Below are 20809 nucleotides of genomic sequence, written 5' to 3'. Positions count from 1 at the left end.
TCACCACCAGAGTCGCTTTCGCTTCACCCCGTCGGCATGGCGCGCATTATAGGGGCCCCAGAACTTTACGCAAGCGCTAAAGTGACATTTTGATGATAATGACGCTCAACCGCTCAACAAACGAACGAAACGTTCATTTATTGGCTGATATCAGCCAATTTAATCGGAGTTAAACCTTAAATTGGCTTACGAGTTGTTGCAGATCCTGGCTAAGTCGATGGAGCTGGCGGGTGGATTCATCACATCGACTAATAGTATTAGCCGTCTGGTGCACCAAATCACTCATGGTATGTACGTTTTTGTCGACTTCAGAGGCGACAGCACTTTGCTGCTCTGCTGCAGTAGCTATATGTGCATTCATGTCGGCTATCTGAGTCATCGACTGACTAATAGTAGTTAACGCCTGCTGGACCTGATCGGCTCATTCTATATTTTGCTGCGCAGAGGTTTGGCTTAGCTGAACAGAAGTGGTCATTCGCTGCGTATCATTCTGCAGCTGGGTAATAATAGAGGCAATTTCCTGAGTGGATTGTTGAGTACGGTATGCAAGCGTACGGACTTCATCAGCCACTACAGAAAAACCGCGTCCGTGCTCGCCAGCTCTGGCAGCTTCTATAGCGGCATTTAGTGCAAGCAAATTAGTCTGGTCAGCGAGCTGGTTAATGATACTCAGCACCTGATTGATGTTCTGCGATGCCTGATACAACGATTGCGCAACTTCAGCACTTTGTTCAATGGTTTCACGCTGGCTTTCAATACTCTTCACTGTATTCTGCATTAACTGTAAGCCCTGACTAGTCAATTGCCCGACTTGCTCAGTTTCACGATTGGCAAGTTCAGCACTTTGGGCAACTTCCGATATAGCTGAGCTCATTTCAGTAATAGCAGTTGCGACCATATCTGTTTCCTGTCGCTGCTGGCTGCCTTCATGATTAATCTGGGTCGCGATTTGACTGGCCTGATCAGCATTTTGATTCAGCGAAACGGCGGTCTCTCCCACCGATTTAATTAAAACAGCAATTTTGCCGACAAAGAGATTAAAAGAAGACACCAACTTACCCAGCTCATCCTGTCCCTGGTAAGTCAGTCGCACCGTTAGGTCACCTTCCCCTCTGGCGATATCATGCATCGCGTCCACGACCTTAGTTAACGGAACTACAACCGAACGGGAAACAAGCCAGCTTATAACGGTCAGCACGAGGATGATTAGAACGGCTAAGCCTACAAGTTTTATCATCACCTGATAAAAGGCGGTATCGACATCATCTACATAAATGCCGGTACCGACAATCCAGCCCCAAGGTTTAAAAAGCTCGACATGAGTGATTTTGGGAACCGGGTCGGTTGCCCCAGGTTTGGGCCAGTTATAGAAGACGCTATGTTCACCATCATCCAGCACGCCATCGGCCATATCCTTAAATAGAAGACGCCCTTCTTTATCTTTAAAATCGGCAACGCTCTTGCCGTTTAAATCGGGACGAAATGGATGCATCAACATATTCACCTGCTGATCGATCACAAAGTAGTAGTCGTCCTCTTTATACCGGATGTCTTGCAAGGCTTTCAGCGCCAAGGCTTTCGCCTGAACTTCGCTCAGTTCACCCTGGGTGGCTTTGGAATGATAAGACGCGACAATATTCGTTGCTACCTGAGCCAGGTATTGAGTCGACAAACGCTTTTCTTCAAGCACATTGGTTTTCAGCCCGGACAGTACTAAAAAGCACAGCAAAATTTGTCCGATAACTGCGACGATTAAAATACTAAGAAGACGGTTTTTTATGGTCAGATGGGACAGCATAAGAGCAACTAATCAGGAAAATGATTAGCTAAACCATAGATGTGACTGAGAATTCTGTAAACGACGAAAAGAATAAATAGAGATTAAATAAGAGGAAATCTGATTAAATTAGAGTTGGTGCCGGGGGGGGGACTCGAACCCCCACGCCGTGAAGCGCTAACACCTGAAGCTAGTGTGTCTACCAATTCCACCACCGCGGCAACATCTAATTTTTTTGTCTGCGACTTTTGGTGCCGGGGGGGGGACTCGAACCCCCACGCCGTGAAGCGCTAACACCTGAAGCTAGTGTGTCTACCAATTCCACCACCGCGGCCAAGCGTCGCTGACGGCGTGCATATTATGCGTCACAAGCCAACTCGTCAACCAAGCAATGCAAAATTTCTGAGTTTTTTCGACTGACTGCTGAAATGTTCAGCAGCAGTGCCGATCTGCAGGGCTGATTTTACTCATAAAAAAGGGCGAACCCTGTTCGCCCTTTTACGTTACGCACAAACTCAGTATTTTGCCTTTTTCAGCAAACCAATTTCTTCTAAACGCTGCAGTAAGTAATCATTGGAATTGATTGACTGGGGATACCGATTCGGCTGCTCTGCAGAAATACAGCTTGGCAGTGTTTCGATGACAAAATCCGGGTTCGGATGCATAAAAAACGGAATAGAATAACGCGGCTGACCGGCTGCAGATCCGGCAGGGTTCACTACACGGTGAGTAGTTGAAGGCAACACATGGTTGGTCAGGCGCTGCAACATATCCCCAATGTTCACCACAATAGTTCCTTCGATAGTGGTCACCGGCAGCCAACTGCCATCACGACGCAGGATCTCAAGACCCGATTCATGTGACCCCACCAGTAAGGTAATCAGGTTGATATCTTCATGCTGTCCAGCGCGAATCGACTGAGTCGACGTATCCTGAATTGGCGGATAGTGGATTGGCCGCAAAATAGAATTGCCGTAATTTACTTTGTTATCAAAGTAGTATTCATCCTGGTGAAGAAATAACGCCAAAGCACGCAGCACCTGAGTACCTAACTGTTCCAGGGCCAGATATAAGTCGTAGGTCGCTTTTTTAAACTCTGGCACTTCAGTTGGCCACAAATTTGGATACAGGCACTCATGCGGCGCAGGACCTGACAGTTCACGGCCTACATGCCAGAACTCCTTTAAATCCGGGTGATTACTGTCTTTCGCTTTCTCAACACCAAACCCCGTGTAACCACGTGCGCCGCCTTGGCCTGGTACGTGATAAGCCCGTTTCACTTCAGTCGGCAACGCAAAGAACTTCTTAATTGCTTTGTAGGTGTTGTCCACCACTTCATCTGGAATGCCGTGGCCACTAATGCCGCAGAATCCAAACTCAGTGTAGGCCTTGCCAATTTCGGCAACAAAGTTGTCTTTGTCGGTGGCAAACCGTCTGATGTCCAACGTAGGGACTTGTTGTTGAGTCATAGTTGTAACCCGTGTTTTAACTTAACGAGAAGAAAAAGCCTGCAATTGCTGCACTCATTAAATTCGCCAGAGTGGCAGCCAGCAACGCTTTCAGACCAAGTTCTGCAATGTCCGAGCGACGATTCGGCGCCATCACACCTAAGCCACCTAACAGAATGGCAATAGATGAGAAGTTTGCAAAACCACAGAGCGCGATAGTCACGATCACCTGAGTATGATCACTCAGCTGTCCTGCTTTCACGTATTCAATAAAATCCAGATAGGCCACAAATTCGTTGATCACTAACTTCTGACCAATAAAGCTACCGGCAAGCCGGGCTTCATCCCAAGTCACCCCCAACACAAAAGCTAGTGGCTGGAAGACATAACCAAAAATCTGTTGCAGTGTTAACCCTTCAACGCCAACCAGGCCACCCACCCAGCCGATCAGACCATTGACCATGGCAATCAAACCAACAAAAGCCAACAACATGGCACCTACATTCAGAGCCAGTTGCAAGCCACTGGCGGCGCCAGAAGCCGCAGCGTCTATCACGTTGGTGTTTTTTTCCATCGCCACTGCCGCAGCTAAATCATCTTTTGGAGTTTCGGTTTCTGGCAGCAACAATTTCGCCATCAACAAGCCACCTGGCGCAGCCATAAAGCTGGCAGCAATCAAATACTTCAGTTCCACGCCCATACCAGCGTAACCCGCCAGTACAGAACCAGCGACAGAGGATAAACCGCCGACCATCACCGCAAAGAGCTCAGAACGCGTCATTGACGGGATAAAAGGTTTGACCACCAGAGGGGCTTCAGTTTGACCGACAAATATATTGGCCGCTGAGTTCATGGATTCAGGACGACTGGTTCCCAGCAACTTCTGTAGACCACCGCCCAGTACACTAATAATGATCCGCATTACACCAATGTGGTAAAGCACGGCAATCAGTGACGAGAAGAAGATAATGACGGTAAGCACATGAATGGCAAACACAAACCCGTACTTCTGTGCACCGGCATCACCGAACAGAAAAACAATACCTTGTTGGGCATAGCTAATAATTTGTCCGACAAAGCCCGAAATGCTCAACAACACGTCTTTACCAAAAGGCACATAAAGTACAAAAGCACCAATAGCCATCTGGATTAGAAAGGCTCCGACAACAGTGCGCCATTTGATCTGACTTCTGTGAGCCGAAAACAGATAGGCAGTTAATAAGATGGCAGCGATGCCAACTAAACTCATCATAATTATTCCTTGGATACGGGGCCTGGCCTTGCAGCCAGTTCATTGTTCTAGTGATGCCAAGTCCATAGAATAGCATCAAAAGATCAAGTAGTTACAGTTTCCTAGCGGGAGCAGAATGGCCGAAGAAATCGACATCAAACTGCCTAAATTGCTGTTCTGGGGTTGTCTAAACTTGACGTTTTGCCGCGCGATTATAGCAGAAATGCGTTGATTGCAAAGCTGTTAACAGAGCGGAAGCGACGGGTTACCACTTTGCAGCACCTTAACCCGTCTGCGTGACTTCATTCCACTAACAGCTGACGGATTTTGGTTTTGATGATGTCGATGGCAATTTCATTTTTGCCACCCCGAGTTACCACCAGGTCAGCATACTGCTTCGATGGGTTAATAAACTCGAAAAATGCCGGACGGACGTAGTTTTCATATTGTTCTGTGATGGAGCCCAAGGTACGGCCGCGGTCTTCCATGTCACGTTTGATCCGACGCAGTAAACAGACATCAAGCGGTGTATCCATAAACACGGTGATATTAAATTGCTGACGAAGCTTTTCATCAGTCAGCAATAAAATACCTTCCACCAGTACCACTTTGGCCGGATGCACCCGAATCGTTTCGGTTTTGCGGGTATGGGTTTTGTAGCAGTACTGCGGCATTTCAACCGCCTCGCCGGTTTTCAGTTGCTGCAGGTGCGCTGCCAACAATTCATGCTCAAAGGCGGCCGGATGGTCGTAGTTGGTCAGACAACGTTGCTCGAATGATAAATGATCCTGATTGCGGTAGTAGGCGTCTTCGGCGAGCACAGCAATACGCTCTCCACCTAATTCAGCCACCAGTTCCTGATAGACAGTGGAGGCAAATAAACTCTTTCCTGAAGCGGAGGCGCCGGCAATGGCAATGATGGTACTTTTAGGCACGGGTATTCTGCTTTAGCTAAATCAATTGCCGCTATTATCGCGGATTTGTTGATATCGATAAATAAAAAATGCCGGTTTACACCGGCATTTTTAGTTTTAGCTAAATAACTGAAGGATTAGAAGCGGTACATCACACCAACTTTGGCACGCCAAGTTGATTCTTCTGTGTAGAACTTATCCCAGTTGTCTCTGCGTGAAGTCACGCCATCATAGATATAATGATGCGTTGTTGGGTCCAAGGTAAACTTGGTTAATTCAAGGTCACCGAAGTCGTCACCATAGACTTTGCCTTTTGAGCTATCGACCAGGTTCAGGAAGTTATCTACGACAAAGTAGATTTCACCTTTATGACCTTCCATGAATCCAGGAATTTCCTGACGAACTGAAACGTCGACAGTAGTAACCCATGGAGTGGTCGCAGAACCTTTCGGCAAGTATTGACCTTGGTATTTATCTAAGCCTAGCGCAGTAACCGCATCCCAGAACTGAGTTTCAGCTGTAGTGCTGGCAAACTTCACAACTGAGTAGTCGCCTTTCACCGGAATGTAAGGGGCGAAGTAGTTGTTGGTTGTACCTGGGCTTAACTGAACATACGGGTTCTGGACTGGATCTGGTGAGCTCCAGTTTTGTACACCTAAAGTATAGTTAATTGGTTTGCCTGAGCGGCGCTCGAAGAACACGCTGAAGTTGGTGTCATAACCAGCAAAAAACTCAGTAGTGTAATTCAGGTTCATCACTAAACGGTGTTCAGTTTCAAATGACGCACGGCCCAGATAGACGTCATTACGGTTTATCACATAGCTATTACCATAATTACTACCAGCTGTTGAGCTAGTGCCTGGAGCGCCTTCTGTCACATCCTGGTTGGTATAAGACGCTGTCATAGACAAACCGTTGTCCCAAGATTTGCTCAGCATAGTGCTGAAAATCTTAGAGCGACCGTCTTCGTCTGTATTCGTCAACATGATGTCTGAAACGCCATCAGTGTCGTTATAAATGTTGCGCTGACCGTCTGGCGTCGTTGCAACAATTTCAGAATCTAACAGGCTCACGTCTTTCCATACAGAGCTGTCTTTCTTATCGACGAACAAGAATTCGTTGGTCCATGTGAAATCTTCGCCCAGATAAGGAACAGAGAACACATAGTCCGCAGCCAATTGATAGCGCCAATCAGACTGAATGTTGTAATTCGGGTCGATCAGGTTGGTGTTGCCGCCAGTCGTCACACCAGCAACAGCATCTTTCAGTGCTTGTGGCACTTCAGTCAGGCTGACGTTGGTTAAGTTACGCAGTGTGCGGTCACCGGTTCCCAGACCTGGGTTCGAGTAGCTGTTAGATACCCAAACTGTTGGCTGGCCACCAGAGAAACGACCCACACCACCGCGGATAGTTAAATCCAGAGTAGGTGTATACGTGAAGCCTAAACGAGGCAGAATGATATCTGCGCCATCCAGGTTTTCTGTGTTGACATAACCAGTGCGGTCCAGAGAGAACTGGTTGAAACGTGGCGTATCATCTGAACCTAAACGCTCATAACGAACCCCCATGTCCAGAGTCAGTTCGTCCGTCAGAACCCACTCATCCTGAATATACAGAGCATGTTCATCACGAACGAAGTTTGCCGCAACATCATTCGGGTTATGTGTCACTGAGTTCTGATAGCGGATAGAAGCCGCAGCACGGTTTTGGAAATCAGCAATGCTGTTAAAGACGTATTCACCTTTAGTTCTTTGCAAGAACAGGTTGAAGATGTCCATCTGCTTCAGTTGGTAGCCAAAAGTCAAACGGTGTTCATCCAACAGGTATTCACCGTCCATAGCTAAAATAAAGGTCTTCTTGGCCAGATCGTTTGAGTGACGAGAAATATCACTACCAAGGCTCACTGACGTTGTCTGAGAAGACGTACCACCAAAGCGAGGCACGTTGATGGTGACATCACCAAACTGACCGTTAGAGATTTGTTTGGTCGTCACGTCCATGTATGTAGCACTGAACTGAGTAGAGAACTCAGAAGTCCAATCTGAATACAGTTTAAATGCGTAGTTATTCAGCTCTTCTTCTTTGTTGTACCAGTTTGACGATAAACGCATACGAGTAGAAGTTGACTGGTTGTTTTGCGTCTGATTGCCTTTGTTGTACTGGTAAGTAAATGCAGCGCGCTGTGCATCATTGATGTTCCAGTCCAGTTTCATCAGCATCTTTTCATCTGATTCTTCGGGAATGATGTTCCAGTCACCAGCATCAACACCGTATACATCTCGGGCAATGGCAACGATCTGATCTAATTGATCTTGTGTAACTAAAGCGGAGTTAGATAAACCTGCGTCCACTGGACCCCACTCTAACGGAGGTGTCGCATCGTATTTTTCATAAGATGCGAAGTAGAACAGTTTATCTTGAACGATGGCACCACCTAACGTCGCACCCCAGTTTTTGTTTTCAAAATCTAAAGGAACTTCCCCTTTCGGATTTGCTGCTGTCGCAGCAAATTTGTTAGCTGGCGTACCCGCTAAACTGTCGTTTTTAAATTCGTATTTGAATGAACCAAAAGTCTTGTTTGCACCTGACTTGGTGACCGCATCAATTTGCGCACCCTGGAAACCGCCAGACTTAGCATTGAATGGTGAAGTCTCAACAGAGATTTGGTCAATGGCTTCAAAAGAAATTGGGCTACGGGAGGTTGGGTAACCGCTGGCATTCAGACCAAAATCGTCGTTCTGAGAAATACCGTCAACCGTAATGCTGTTGTAGCGAGGGTTAGTACCAGCCACGCTTAATTCGCCGTCTTTTGAAGAAAGTACAGCCAGCGGGTTGTTACGCACTAAATCTTTGATATCGTTGTTTAAGCTTGGTGCATTGCGGATTTGCTCTGCGCCAAAATAGCTGCTTGAACCTGAAGACGTATAAGCAATTGAAGTACCAGTAACTGCAATACGTTCTACCGAGTCAGACTGTAAAGACTGGTTAACTTGATAGGTATCACCTAACTGCAAAAAGATATTTTCAAGTGTCTGGTCAGTGTAAGTATCAGAATCAATCACCACCCGGTAAGGACCGCCAACACGCAGACCTGAAGCAACAAAGCTGCCTGAGTCGTTGGTCACGATCTGGCGACTAGTGCCTGAAGGAACGTGGGTGATAATAACCTTAGTGCCTGGAGCAGCGGCGCCTTCAGGAGTCGTAATGCGTCCGCGAATAGATGACGAAGTTTCCTGCGCCAGAGCCAAATTACTAGCACCGAGTGCTAAGGTAACGGCAAGGGCAATATGCTTAATTTTCATATCGTTTTTTCACCTGGTAGTTGTAAATTCTTTATTTAGCCAAGCCAAAGACAATCCAGTCTTTAATTTGGTCGGAAAATATAACGCAGAATTATTACGTTTTTTTTACGATTTGCCAGGCGAAAACTGAACTTCTTGTAGGGCAAGGTGTCACGCCTAGCTGTCACGCAAGTGTAACATAGGAAAGATAAAAGTCGTACAGTGCTTAAGGGTATTGGTCGGATCTGTAATTCAAATGTCAACAGACGTAAAAATATGTGGTTTGACCTTGGATTTCGCTACTTTCCGAGCGTTCGCCTTAAGCTATCTCACCTTTTCTGACGGGACATTTTTGTATGAAGTATTTTTTTTCAGCCGTAATACTGGGCAGTTGTTTAGTGCATTCAGGAGCATCGATGGCGACTAACAGTCTGAAAGTTGCGACATTTAACGTCAGCATGGAGTCGGAAAACTACCTGCCACGAGGTGCAGCTTTGCAGCCTGAGTTGCTCAGTCAGCTGCTGGCACAAGGCAAGCATCCACAAATCCAGAACATCGCAAGCATTATTCAGCGTGTTCGTCCCGATGTGTTATTGCTGAACGAATTTGACTATATAGCTCAGCCTGAGCATGGCGTTCAGTTGTTTATCCGCAACTACCTGCAGAAGGCTCTGAATGGCCAAGAGCCCATTGACTACCCGTATTTCTACTACTCCACGGTAAATACGGGCCAGCCAAGCGGTTTTGATTTGGATAATGACGGCAAAGCTTCGGGCACTGGCGCCGATGCCTGGGGCTTTGGTCTCTATCCGGGCCAATATGGCATGATGGTGTTATCGCGCTACCCGATCAATCAGAACCAAAGCAGAAGCTTCCAGCAGTTTAAATGGAAAGATATGCCGGGTTACCTGAAAACGACCAAAGCGGATGGCAGTGATTGGTACTCTGCTGATACCTGGCAGCAAATGCCATTGTCGTCAAAATCGCATTGGGATTTACTGATTGATGTAAAAGGGACGCCGGTTCACTTGCTGATCAGCCACCCTACTCCGCCAGTGTTCGACGGTGAAGAAGACCGCAACGGCAAACGCAACCATGACGAAGTGCGATTCTGGGTCGATTATCTGTCTGGCGACAAAGCCAACTACATCTACGACGACAAAGGCACCAAAGGTGGCTTGGCAGAACAACAACGTTTTGTCGTGCTGGGTGACCTGAACTCTTCTGCGGTTGAAGGGGATTCATACAAAGACGCCATCCGGGGGTTGATTGGCCACAGTCGTATTAGTGGTGATTTTATTCCTCACAGCAGTGGTGGCAAAGCCAACAGCCCTGCCAACCCATTGGGTCAGTACCATACAGCGGCCTGGCGGATGCGTGCAGACTATGTATTGCCGTCCAGCTACGGCTTTGCCATCAAAGATGGCGGAGTATTCTGGCCAGTAAAAGGCGAAGCCTTGGATTTTACAGTGGCCGACCGTGAAAGCAGTTCAGACCATCGTATGGTCTGGTTAGAGCTGGAAATAACCGACTAATTGCTTTTAACAACGGAGTACGGAAAGTAAAAAGGCCAGCATCTGCTGGCCTTTTTTATAGGATGGGCTTACGCCTGTGCTTTCACACAATCCACGAAGTATTCAGTTTTGCCATTGCGCTCTTCTGATACCAACCCATGAATATAAGTTTCAAAGCCTGGGAAACGGCCATTGAACTCACGGGCGAATTTCAGATAATCCACAATAGTGGTGTTAAACACTTCACCCGGCACCAACAATGGAATACCTGGTGGATACGGCGTTAACATTACAGCAGTAATACGGCCGACCAGTTGATCCAGCGGCACCCGGTCCAGCTCTTTGTGTGCCATGGCAGCAAAGGCTTTCGATGGCTTCATCGCCGGCACCAGATCAGACAGGTACATTTCTGTGGTCAGTTTCGCCACGTTGTTTTCGCGGTAAATCTGATGAATTTGATCACACAAGTCTCTCAGACCAATGCGCTCGTACTGCGGAAACTTGGCAATAAACTCAGGCAGTACCCGCCACAATGGCGCGTTTTTATCGTAGTCGTCTTTAAACTGCTGCAGTGCGGTAACCATAGTGTTCCAGCGGCCTTTTGTAATGCCGATGGTGAACATAATGAAAAACGAGTACAGGCCGGTTTTTTCAATCACTACCCCGTGCTCAGACAGGTATTTGGCCACGATGGCAGCAGGAATACCGCTATCGGCAAAATTACCATCCACATTCAACCCGGGCGTCAGAATAGTGGCCTTGATAGGATCCAGCAGGTTGAAGCCTTCGGCGATATCGCCGAAGCCATGCCAGCTTTCACCGGCTTTCAGCATCCAGGCATCGCGGTGATCCAAACCTTCTGCGGTTAAATCGTCCGGCCCCCACACCTTAAACCACCAGTCGTCGCCGTATTCGTCGTCCACTTTGCGCATGGCTCGGCGGAATTCTAAGGCTTCGTCCAGCGACTCTTCTACCAAGGCAGTACCACCTGGCGCTTCCATCATGGCTGCCGCCACGTCACAAGAGGCGATAATGGCGTATTGCGGGCTGGTGGATGTGTGCATCAAGTAGGCTTCGTTGAACAAATGCTGATCCAGTTTGTTCTCTTTGGCGTCCTGCACCAGAATTTGGGATGCTTGTGAAATACCAGCCAGCAGTTTGTGGGTTGACTGGGTAGAAAACACCATCGAGGTTTCACAACGTGGGCGGCCTTCGCCAATCGCGTGGTAGTCGCCATAAAAATCGTGGAAAGCTGCGTGTGGTAACCAGGCCTCATCGAAATGCAGCGTTTCAATTTCGCCATCCAGCAAGGATTTAATCTCTTCCACGTTGTACAGAACACCGTCATAGGTTGACTGAGTGATGGTCAGTACACGTGGCTTGAGGTTCGGGTTTTGTTCCAGTTTTTCACGGCAGAATGGATTGGCCAGCATCTTTTTACGGATGGTTTCCGGGTCAAACTCACTACGCGGAATTGGTCCTATAATGCCGTAGTGGTTGCGGGTTGGCATCAAAAATACCGGCACCGCACCTGTCATCATAATGGCGTGCAAAATGGATTTATGGCAGTTACGGTCTACCACCACAATGTCACCCGGAGCGACTGTCGAGTTCCAGACGATTTTGTTAGACGTTGACGTGCCGTTCGTGACGAAGAATAAGTGGTCACAGTTAAAAATCCGCGCCGCATTGCGTTCCGACGCCGCCACTGGGCCTGTGTGGTCCAGCAACTGGCCTAACTCATCCACCGCGTTACACACGTCGGCACGCAGCATGTTTTCACCAAAAAACTGGTGGAACATTTGGCCAACAGGAGATTTTAAGAATGCCACACCACCAGAGTGACCAGGGCAGTGCCATGAATAAGAGCCGTCTTGTGCATAATGGGTTAACGCACGGAAAAATGGTGGTGCTAAGGTATCCAGGTAACTTTTCGCTTCACGGATAATATGGCGGGCCACAAATTCTGGCGTGTCTTCATGCATATGGATGAAGCCATGCAGTTCGCGAAGAATGGCGTTGGGTATGTGCCGTGACGTGCGGGTTTCGCCATAAAGATAAATAGGAATATCCGGGTTGCGATGACGAATTTTCTCGACAAAGCCTTTCAGGTTTTCCAGTACGGACGCCGAATCTTCAGCGCTGCCTGCACCAAACTCTTCGTCATCAATCGACAGAATAAAACCGGCGGCCCGGCTTTGTTGCTGTGCAAAGGACGTTAAATCGCCATAACTGGTATATCCGACAACATCCATACCTTCAGCTTCAATAGCTGCAGCCAGTTCTCGAATGCCTGAACCACTGGTGTTTTCAGAGCGGAAATCTTCATCAATGATGATAATTGGGAAATAAAAACGCATGGCGTTCCCCACAGCAGTTAAAAGTGCGCAAAGGATACTGCATTTTGCAGAAAATTCCTCTAACTGACGCGGCAAAAACCTCGAAAAACCTACATGACAGTGACGTGAAATTCATCAGAGCTTAACTTGAATACGTATTCAGGCAGAAATTCGTCACGCTGTCATGAAACTGCCATCGCGTTTGGCGACAATACGCTTGTGCTCTCCCAGCACGGATGTGTTCTTGAATAAACCCTGTTGTTTTACGAGGCTGAATACAGCCTCGTTTTTTTTGCATGCTTAAGCAGTGTATAAGGTCCCCACAGCACAACGTGATCCCCCACTCAATCGGTGACTAATTTTTCTACGGACGCCAGCTGATTCATTTGCTTCAAAATCCATTGCTGACGTTTATAAATGTAAGGCGATGGCCGATTGACCTTAAAACGTAATGGGTTGGGTAGCACTGCAGCCAGCAACGCCGCTTCCTGCCTGGTTAATCTTGCCGCACTCTTTGAGAAGAAATGCCTGGACGCGGCTTCTACACCATAAATTCCGGGGCCAAATTCGACGCTGTTGAGATACACCTCAAGAATACGCTGTTTGCCCCACGCCAGTTCTATCAACAAGGTAAAGCCTGACTCCAACCCTTTGCGCAACCAACTGCGACCAGACCAAAGAAACACATTCTTCGCCGTTTGCTGGCTAATGGTCGAGGCACCGCGCACTTTCGAACCTTTTCTGTTGTAGACCAGTGCTTTTTCGATTGCGGCCATATCAAAGCCATAGTGCTCAGGAAACTTTTGATCTTCAGCTGCTACAACAGCTTGTTTGGCGTGACGGGAAATTTGCTCGTAGGGTACCCACTGATGCTGACGCTGGTAGGATTGCCCCTGCCACCAGGCTTCCAATTGACGCTCTAGCATCAGCCCGGTGTATGGAATAGGTAAAAAACTGCCCAGTAATACCCATAGCAATACCAGCAGAGCACTCCATCTGAGCAGTTTTAGCAGAAACAACGTCAATGACTTCAGCACCTTAACCTCCTGTAGCTGCACCCAGACTAAAGGCTGGCGCAGTACAGGTAAAGAAGGGAAGTAAAAAAGGTTTTAGGTCAGGACCGGCCGTCCGCAGCTTTTTGTAACAGCTGCCGGCTTTCTTGCAAAAACTCGGCCGCAAGGTCACCAAAAAACTGCTGCCCCTTGGCAAACTCGGCCATCAAACCGACTTTATCTTTGGCTGCCAGCAGATGAGACAATCGGTTAAACCTGTGCTGATAACGCTGCAGCACTAAGGTGACTTCGGCAGACGACAGCATAATGTCAGCATAGAGTTCGGCATTCTGCGCAAACAACCGGCCTACCATCGCCAGTTCCAGACGGTAAATCGGCGAACTCAGTTCAAGCAATTGCTGCAAATCAGCCTGCTCCTCTGCCAGATGAACACCATACACCAGCGAACTGAAATGCCGCATGGCCTGAATCAGTTGCATCAATTCGTCGTGCTGTTTGGCTGTTTTCTCTGTCAGTACAGCCCCCCAGACCCGCAATTGCTGCAATAGCCATTGACAGGATCCTTGCTGGCGACCTGGTGTCACTACCACGACCTGCTTGGCAATGTTGGAGATATCTGGGCCAAACATGGGATGCAGCCCCAGTACAGGGCCACTGTGCACCTCCAGCATGGCTTGCAATGGACCGGTTTTGGTACTGGTTAAATCAGCAAGAATAGCGTCCGGGGCCAATTGCGGCAGTTGGCGGATCACCTGCTCAGTCAAAGCAATAGGCACAGCCACCAACACCAAGACGGCGCCAGAAACCAATTGTTCAGCTTGGGCTTGATTATCGGATTCAAGAACTTCCACCTGATAACCGGAGCGGCGGAACAAGCTAACAAAACGACTGCCCAGTGCTCCGGCCCCACCGACCACCACTATTTTGTCGCCAGGGGTGCGGCAGCAGACAAAACCCGCCTCCTGCGTCTGATAGGATTCACGCATGACGCGGCGGAGCACATCTTCAACCAAATCGGCTGATACACCGGCCGACTGCGCTTCACTACGTCTGGCTTTAATCAGCGCTTGCTCACGCTCAGGTACATACAGAGGCAATGCGTGCTGCTGCTTCACCCGACCAACTTGCGCAGTGATCTGCGCTCTTCGGGCCAGCAATTGCACTAACTGACTATCCACTTCATCAATCTGCTGCCTTAAGGGCAACAACGCAGACATAGGATCTGACACGTCACTCTCCTGAGATTAAGCCGCCGTCACAGCCGCAGATAACTCCTGCTCCAGTTCAGCAAGAAGTTGTGCAGTACTGGCCCAGTCGATACAGGCATCTGTGACAGATACACCGTATAACTCTGCCTTACCGTCAATCAAGTCCTGACGACCAGCATGAATATGACTTTCCAGCATAATACCGATGATATGCGGGTTACCAGCGCGGCGTTGCCGGATCACTTCTTTCGCCACTAACGGCTGGCGATTATGGTCTTTGTTTGAGTTGCCATGGCTGCAATCGATCACCAAACCTAAAGGTAACTTATGCTTCTTCAGCGCATTCAGCGCAGCTTCCACACTTTGCTCGTCGTAATTCGGTTTACTGCCACCACGCAGGATCACATGGCCATCCGGGTTTCCGGCTGTTTGCACCAACGCAACCTGACCTTTCTGGTTAATACCGATAAAACTATGGCCGCTGGCCGCAGACTGCAATGCATTCAAGGCAATGTTCAGATTGCCATCAGTGCCATTTTTAAAGCCAACAGGCATAGACAAACCACTGGCCATTTCACGGTGAGTCTGAGACTCCACAGTGCGGGCGCCAACGGCGGCCCAGCTAATCAGATCGGATAAGTATTGAGGACTGATAGGGTCCAGTGCCTCTGTGGCGGCTGGAAGCTCCATGTCGACCAACTCTAACAACAACTTGCGGCCTTTGGTCAGGCCAGTCTCCAGATCAAACGAGTCGTTCAAATGTGGATCATTAATAAAGCCTTTCCAGCCCACTGTGGTTCTGGGCTTTTCAAAATAGACCCGCATCACAATGTACAGACTGTCCTGGTACTGCAACTGCAATTGTTTCAGACGCCGGGCGTAGTCCATCGCTGAAACCGGATCATGAATGGAACAAGGTCCGGTGATCACCAACAAACGAGGGTCGCGACCATGAATAATGTCTGCTATTTCCTGACGCGCTTTTTGCACAAAACCCGCACCTTTATCAGACAGTGGTAATGCCTGCTTCAGCACAGACGGAGGGCTGAGTAGTTTTTCGGAAGTAATGCGTAAATCGTCAACTATTTTGCTCATGGGATGCTCCTGTAGCCAGTTGCGTTGCCAAAGCGCCGGGCTGCATCTGCTTTTCAGAGCAAAATCACCGTAAACTTTTATTGCCAACACGTATATTATAAATTACAAAACTCGAGCATCATAAAAACCAAACTGAATCAAGTCAACCAAAAGATCCAACAAATACCAGATAAAACTGCCACTACAGAGAAAAATTAAATTGGAAAGATAAGTTTCCAAAAAGGCGCACCAAAGAAAAATCCTGCACCCCAAGCCCAAGTTACTAAACTGAAGAAGTGCGTTGCAGCGGAGATCCAAGATGACATCCCAAGCTTATCCCAACTTACCAAGCTTTGATGAGTTGCTACAGCTTGCCAACAAGGCACCGCAGCAACTGGAGCTTTTGCAGCAAAAGCTAAACCTTGAACTGCTGGAAGCACAGTCTTCTGCGGAGAATCGGCTGGCCATGGAGCGATTGTTATTTCGGATGAATGCGAGGCACCGGCACTGTGCAGCACCTTTAGTGCGATTGCAGCGAACTTATGAGCTGATGCTGGGTCATATCAATCTGATGCAACAACAATTGGAATTGCTGAGCTCAACTCCAGCCTCCGGCAAGAGCAGCGCAGCAATTTTGGAGTTTCCACACAAAAAGCTGTTTTCAGATTGGGAAAAATAAAGTATCAAAAAGTAAGTGACAGCTGTGATACTTCTCGTCTAGAATTGATAAAAATAAAAAATATGATACTGCACAATAGGATATGAGCAAAAGTAAACATACAGAACCATTGCTATCCACTCAACAAGCAGCTGATTTACTTGGAGTTTCTCTACGTACTGTGCAACTTTGGGTCGAAAAAGGCGCTTTGGATGCATGGAAAACACCAGGTGGACACCGCCGAGTAACGCAATCCTCCGTTGAGCGTTTATTGCTGAAAAATCAGACCTTACCTGCTGATAAAACAGTGCGGATTCTGCTGGCCGAAGATGATGAACTGCTGAAGCAATTATACAGCCTGCAAATTGAATCCTGGGGTTTGCCTATTACGCTGGAATCCGTCACCAACGGTATTGCAGGTTTGCTGAAAATTGGCGAATGGGCTCCACAGCTCCTGATCACGGATCTGCAAATGCCAGAACTGGATGGTTTTCAGATGATTCGCGAGTTGCAGCAATCTCCACGGCATGAAGAAATGAAGGTTATCGTCGTCACTGCCCTGACAGACGCAGAAATTGCAGCTGCCGGAGGCCTGCCAGATAACGTACAATTGATGCGTAAACCTCTGTTATTCAGCGACTTAAAAGAACGACTGGAACAACTGCTCAGCGAGCTGCGTTAAGCAGCTCAGAGTGCCTTGCGTGGTGGTAACGCCACATTGGCGAAAATAAAACCTGCCACCAACGACATAAAAATAAGGAAGGTCTGCTGACCTAAGCCGTCAGTCGCGACCATCTGCTGGCCTGAGACAAAAGCATTTAAGCCAATGTAGGTTTTACTGCCTGGAACCAGGACAATCATGCCTTGCAACGAAACAATGCTGCCTGGCGCGTTCATCAGGCGGTTGAATAAGTTGCCGTACAGCCCTACCGCAAAAGCCCCAACAAAAGCGCCTAGAGCTAACCCCAGATAATGTGCGCCCCATAAGCTGGCGGCATACGCAATAAAGCCTGACAAAATGCCCCAGAGCGCGTGCCGCTTTCTGGCTTTAAACACCACCACTAAGCTGCCACATAAAATGGCAATCGCCAGCCAGCTGGTCCACGCAGGCACTGAAGGGGCGACCTGCGGGGGGATCTGACCAAACAAAGCTTGACCGAAGGCAACGCCGAGAAAGGCGCCAAAAGACAGTTTAAACAGCAGCATAATGGCGTCCATGATCCGTGCCGTACCGGACACCAAGTGACGGGCAGCCAACTCAGCCAGACCCAGGGTTAACGCCAGACCAGGAATAAACACAATGATGGATGACAACACCACCAAAGGGACGTTGATCATCGGGTCCAGATACAACGAGACTGCCGTAGCTGTCAGTGCGGACACCAACGCAACTAGGGGTTCCACCATATGAGCAACCCGTCTGGAGCGTTCAGACCAAAGAACAAACAAGTACACCAGCAAGCTCAAGACACAGGCCCAGAATACGTCGTGCCAGCTGGCTCGCATCAGCATGGCAAAAGCCCCGCCTGAAGCCCCATAAGCAGCGAACGTTGCCCAACGCGAATAAGGGTTTGGTGCGTTGGCAATTTCTTCCAGTTTTATTTCGACGTCCCGCAGCGTCATTTTGCTACTGGCGAGCGCATCAACCAGTTCATCGACTTTAGACAAAGAGCCTAAATCCAGTTCGCCTGGGCTGACCCTGGCCACATGGGTGTACTCATTGTCGTCACCAGGGATCCACAAGACAAAAGTTAAGACTGTCGGAGTAATGGCAAAGGATGCACCAATTTGCAACAGTTTAGCGATTTCCTGCAGGTGGGACTCCAACCGATAAGCTGGAGTGCCAAACTTATGCAACATCTTACCTAGTCTGACAATAAAACGACGTTTTTCAATAAAGCTGGCGGCATCCACGGGATGGATCTCTGAAAGTGGTCTCTGTTGCTTATTGTAGTGAGCTTTTCTGTCTGAGCACAGAGCTATTAAAAATAAGTGATTGATTCAATGCAAGGTTATTGAATGTGGCGCGACAACAACCATTGATATTCCAGCTGCAAGCTTTGGAAATCAGCTTTATCACCGCCTCTATCCGGATGCAGTAACAAGGCAAGCTGGCGATAACGGCGCTTGATATCCGCGACAGAGCAGTTTTCCACTAAATGCCATTTATCTTTAATTACGACGCTATCAAAAGCCGGATTTTGCCGGTACAACGACAACTTTTGCCAAAACGAGTCAAGCAGTGCCGTAAGTCGCTCGTCTGTCATCGCAATAAAATTTTGCCAGTCCAGATAATAAGCCGCTTTTTCGTCCTGATCAGACCAAAGTACAGGTAACTCATTACTGGGTTCACTAAAAGGAAAAACCCTGACTTTCGCATAACCAATCCACAGCAAGGCAATGCCTTGCTGCTGCCATTGCTGCTGCAATAGAAACAAATGGTGATAAAGCACAAAATGTTGCTGGAACAATAAATTATTCAGCTCACCACGTTCGTTAGAAGGAAAAAAGGCGTCAAGCTGGCTTAGTAACCATTGCTCACTGATTTCCTGATCGGATTGCAATAGCAATGCTTCCAGGTGATTCAGCAATTCAGGGAGGCAGGATGCATGCATAACACAATAAAAAAGGCTGCCCTGAGGCAGCCTTCCGTGCTTAGTTAAGCTTTTCGCGGATACGCGCTGATTTACCTGAACGATCGCGTAAGAAGTACAGCTTGGCACGACGTACGGCACCACGACGTTTCAGAGTGATGCTGTCGATCAGCGGGCTGTGCGTCTGGAATACACGCTCAACACCTTCGCCGTTCGAAATTTTACGTACTGTGAATGAAGAGTGCAGACCACGGTTACGCTTAGCGATAACCACGCCTTCGTACGCCTGCAGACGTACTTTGTCACCTTCTTTAACTTTAACCTGAACCACAACTGTGTCACCTGGTGCAAACGCAGGGACGTCTTGTTTCAGCTGTTCGGTTTCAAGTTCTTTGATGATGTTTTGGCTAACTTTGCTCATAACAATCTCACTTTACCTGGAATTAACTATCGTGTTGCTGCAACGCCTGGTGTTCCTTTTGGAACTCATCCAGTAATTTGCGTTGCTCCTTAGTCAGAGCCAGGGCATTTAACATATCCGGCCGTCTTAACCAGGTCCTGCCTAAGGACTGTTTCAGACGCCAGCGTCTTATATTTTCATGGTGTCCGCTCAGCAACACCGACGGAACCTCTTTGCCATCTAACACTTCTGGTCTTGTATAGTGTGGGCAGTCTAACAAACCGGACGCAAAGGAATCCTGTTCAGCTGACTGTTCATGCCCCAGTACACCAGGTACCAGTCGCGATACCGCATCAATCAGCGTCATCGCAGGCAATTCGCCCCCACTCAGCACGTAATCACCAATTGACCATTCTTCGTCAATCTCGTTTTCGATTACGCGTTCATCAATGCCTTCGTAACGGCCTGCTACTAAAAGCAGTTTCGGGTGTCGGGCCAGTTCAAGTACACCTTCTTGATCCAGTTTGCGGCCTTGCGGCGACAAATAAATCGTGTGTACATCTCCCCCTGCAGCCTGTTTCGCGGCGCGAATCGCGTCGGTTAACGGCTGCACCATCATCAGCATGCCAGGTCCGCCACCATAAGGTCGGTCATCGACGGTTTTGTGTTTGTCCGAGGTAAAATCCCGCGGGTTCCAACACTCCACCTGAAGCAGCCCTTGTTTCACGGCCCTGCTGGTGACTCCAGATTGCGTAATGGCCTCAAACATTTGTGGAAAGAGTGTAATCACTCCGACCCACAAAGAGGGTTGTTGCGACATCAGAAATCAGGATCCCAGTCGACTGAGATGCGCCTTTCCGCTCTGTTGACCTCTTTAATGACGGAATCCGTCAAAAACGGCAACAGGCGTTCCTTCTTGCCAAATGCATCGGTTTTATTGGCTTTTAAGACTAAAACGTCGTTCGAGCCAGTTTCCATCATGTCAACCACTTCACCTAAGTGATACCCCTCAAGGTTTACCACCGCCATGCCCATCAGGTCACGCCAGTAGTAATCCCCTTGCTCCAGCTCCGGTAATGACGCCCGCTCTACAGCGATTTCTGCGTTTACCAGCACTTGAGCCTGGTCTCGGTCACCCACGTCTACCAGTTTTACAATCAAACCATTACCATGGCGTTTCCAACTGGAGATTTGCACTTGACGCCAGTTACCCTGCAATTGAATCTGCCAGGGTGTGTAGTCAAAAATCCCTTCCGGGACATCGGTATAGGAGTTAACTTTTAGCCACCCGTTGATGCCGTAAACAGCACCAAACTTACCTAAGACAACTAAATCAGAACTTTTCAAGCCCTTACTCC

Annotated in this window: 17 protein-coding genes and 2 tRNA genes; 3 read left to right on the top strand and 16 right to left on the bottom strand. The window is 48.3% G+C overall.

Features of this window, described 5'->3' with window-relative positions; genetic code table 11:
• Positions 1-421: 421 nt before the first annotated feature.
• The 7 genes from ACFO3I_RS09610 to ACFO3I_RS09580 all read right to left on the bottom strand — a co-directional run bounded on the left by ACFO3I_RS09610 (position 422) and on the right by ACFO3I_RS09580 (position 8672).
• Complete coding sequence (locus tag ACFO3I_RS09610; protein WP_377333715.1) at positions 422-1798, bottom strand: methyl-accepting chemotaxis protein; 1377 nt, start codon at positions 1796-1798, stop codon at positions 422-424.
• Between the two features lie 115 nt (positions 1799-1913).
• Positions 1914-1998, bottom strand: a tRNA-Leu gene (locus tag ACFO3I_RS09605).
• Between the two features lie 28 nt (positions 1999-2026).
• Positions 2027-2111 (bottom strand) — tRNA-Leu (locus ACFO3I_RS09600).
• Between the two features lie 181 nt (positions 2112-2292).
• The gene (locus ACFO3I_RS09595) at positions 2293-3246 is read right to left on the bottom strand and encodes an isopenicillin N synthase family dioxygenase (protein WP_377333713.1); all 954 of its coding nucleotides are present in this window, start codon (positions 3244-3246) and stop codon (positions 2293-2295) included.
• 16 nt (positions 3247-3262) lie between these two features.
• Positions 3263-4477, bottom strand: coding sequence for a NupC/NupG family nucleoside CNT transporter (locus tag ACFO3I_RS09590; protein ID WP_377333712.1), 1215 nt, complete (start codon positions 4475-4477; stop codon positions 3263-3265).
• 281 nt (positions 4478-4758) lie between these two features.
• Positions 4759-5391: a uridine kinase gene (udk, locus tag ACFO3I_RS09585; RefSeq protein ID WP_377333710.1), complete on the bottom strand. Its 633-nt coding sequence runs from the start codon at positions 5389-5391 to the stop codon at positions 4759-4761.
• A 116-nt stretch (positions 5392-5507) separates the two neighbouring features.
• Positions 5508-8672, bottom strand: a complete 3165-nt coding sequence (locus ACFO3I_RS09580; protein ID WP_377333708.1) for a TonB-dependent receptor — start codon at positions 8670-8672, stop codon at positions 5508-5510.
• 395 nt (positions 8673-9067) lie between these two features.
• Between ACFO3I_RS09580 and ACFO3I_RS09575 the strand changes: the two genes are divergently transcribed.
• Positions 9068-10186 (top strand): endonuclease/exonuclease/phosphatase family protein, encoded by a 1119-nt coding sequence (locus tag ACFO3I_RS09575; RefSeq protein ID WP_377333706.1) that lies wholly within the window; start codon positions 9068-9070, stop codon positions 10184-10186.
• A gap of 68 nt (positions 10187-10254) precedes the next feature.
• Here ACFO3I_RS09575 and ACFO3I_RS09570 read toward each other — a convergent pair whose 3' ends face one another.
• From ACFO3I_RS09570 to ACFO3I_RS09555, 4 genes are all read right to left on the bottom strand, one after another.
• Complete coding sequence (locus tag ACFO3I_RS09570; protein WP_377333704.1) at positions 10255-12525, bottom strand: Orn/Lys/Arg family decarboxylase; 2271 nt, start codon at positions 12523-12525, stop codon at positions 10255-10257.
• 323 nt (positions 12526-12848) lie between these two features.
• Complete coding sequence (mtgA, locus tag ACFO3I_RS09565) at positions 12849-13541, bottom strand: monofunctional biosynthetic peptidoglycan transglycosylase (RefSeq protein ID WP_377333702.1); 693 nt, start codon at positions 13539-13541, stop codon at positions 12849-12851.
• Between the two features lie 77 nt (positions 13542-13618).
• Positions 13619-14746 (bottom strand): bifunctional chorismate mutase/prephenate dehydrogenase, encoded by a 1128-nt coding sequence (gene tyrA / locus ACFO3I_RS09560; protein ID WP_377333700.1) that lies wholly within the window; start codon positions 14744-14746, stop codon positions 13619-13621.
• 15 nt (positions 14747-14761) lie between these two features.
• Positions 14762-15820 carry a 3-deoxy-7-phosphoheptulonate synthase gene (locus ACFO3I_RS09555; protein ID WP_377333698.1) on the bottom strand — a complete coding sequence of 353 codons (1059 nt, stop codon included), beginning with the start codon at positions 15818-15820 and terminating at the stop codon, positions 14762-14764.
• Between the two features lie 298 nt (positions 15821-16118).
• Between ACFO3I_RS09555 and ACFO3I_RS09550 the strand changes: the two genes are divergently transcribed.
• A complete protein-coding gene (locus ACFO3I_RS09550; protein WP_377333696.1) occupies positions 16119-16478 on the top strand; it encodes a DUF3135 domain-containing protein in 360 nt (119 codons plus the stop codon).
• A gap of 82 nt (positions 16479-16560) precedes the next feature.
• Entirely contained in the window at positions 16561-17139 is a 579-nt protein-coding gene (locus ACFO3I_RS09545) for a response regulator (protein ID WP_377333694.1), read from the top strand.
• Positions 17140-17144: 5 nt separating this feature from the next.
• Here the strand turns inward: ACFO3I_RS09545 and ACFO3I_RS09540 are convergent, their stop codons facing one another.
• The 5 genes from ACFO3I_RS09540 to rimM form a co-directional block, all read right to left on the bottom strand.
• Positions 17145-18371 (bottom strand): threonine/serine exporter family protein, encoded by a 1227-nt coding sequence (locus ACFO3I_RS09540; RefSeq protein WP_377333693.1) that lies wholly within the window; start codon positions 18369-18371, stop codon positions 17145-17147.
• A gap of 98 nt (positions 18372-18469) precedes the next feature.
• Positions 18470-19072 (bottom strand): DNA-J related domain-containing protein, encoded by a 603-nt coding sequence (locus tag ACFO3I_RS09535; protein ID WP_377333692.1) that lies wholly within the window; start codon positions 19070-19072, stop codon positions 18470-18472.
• Positions 19073-19112: 40 nt separating this feature from the next.
• Positions 19113-19472: a 50S ribosomal protein L19 gene (rplS, locus tag ACFO3I_RS09530; RefSeq protein WP_337843288.1), complete on the bottom strand. Its 360-nt coding sequence runs from the start codon at positions 19470-19472 to the stop codon at positions 19113-19115.
• 22 nt (positions 19473-19494) lie between these two features.
• Positions 19495-20271 (bottom strand): tRNA (guanosine(37)-N1)-methyltransferase TrmD, encoded by a 777-nt coding sequence (gene trmD / locus ACFO3I_RS09525; protein WP_377333690.1) that lies wholly within the window; start codon positions 20269-20271, stop codon positions 19495-19497.
• Complete coding sequence (gene rimM / locus ACFO3I_RS09520; protein ID WP_377333689.1) at positions 20271-20798, bottom strand: ribosome maturation factor RimM; 528 nt, start codon at positions 20796-20798, stop codon at positions 20271-20273. Before rimM ends, trmD begins: the two co-directional genes overlap by 1 nt.
• Positions 20799-20809: the final 11 nt, after the last annotated feature.

Origin of the sequence: Rheinheimera marina (assembly GCF_042654345.1) — a bacterium.
Taxonomy (GTDB): domain Bacteria; phylum Pseudomonadota; class Gammaproteobacteria; order Enterobacterales; family Alteromonadaceae; genus Pararheinheimera; species Pararheinheimera marina.
Note: the sequence above shows the minus strand (reverse complement) of the source record. Positions and strands in the feature narration are given on the sequence as shown.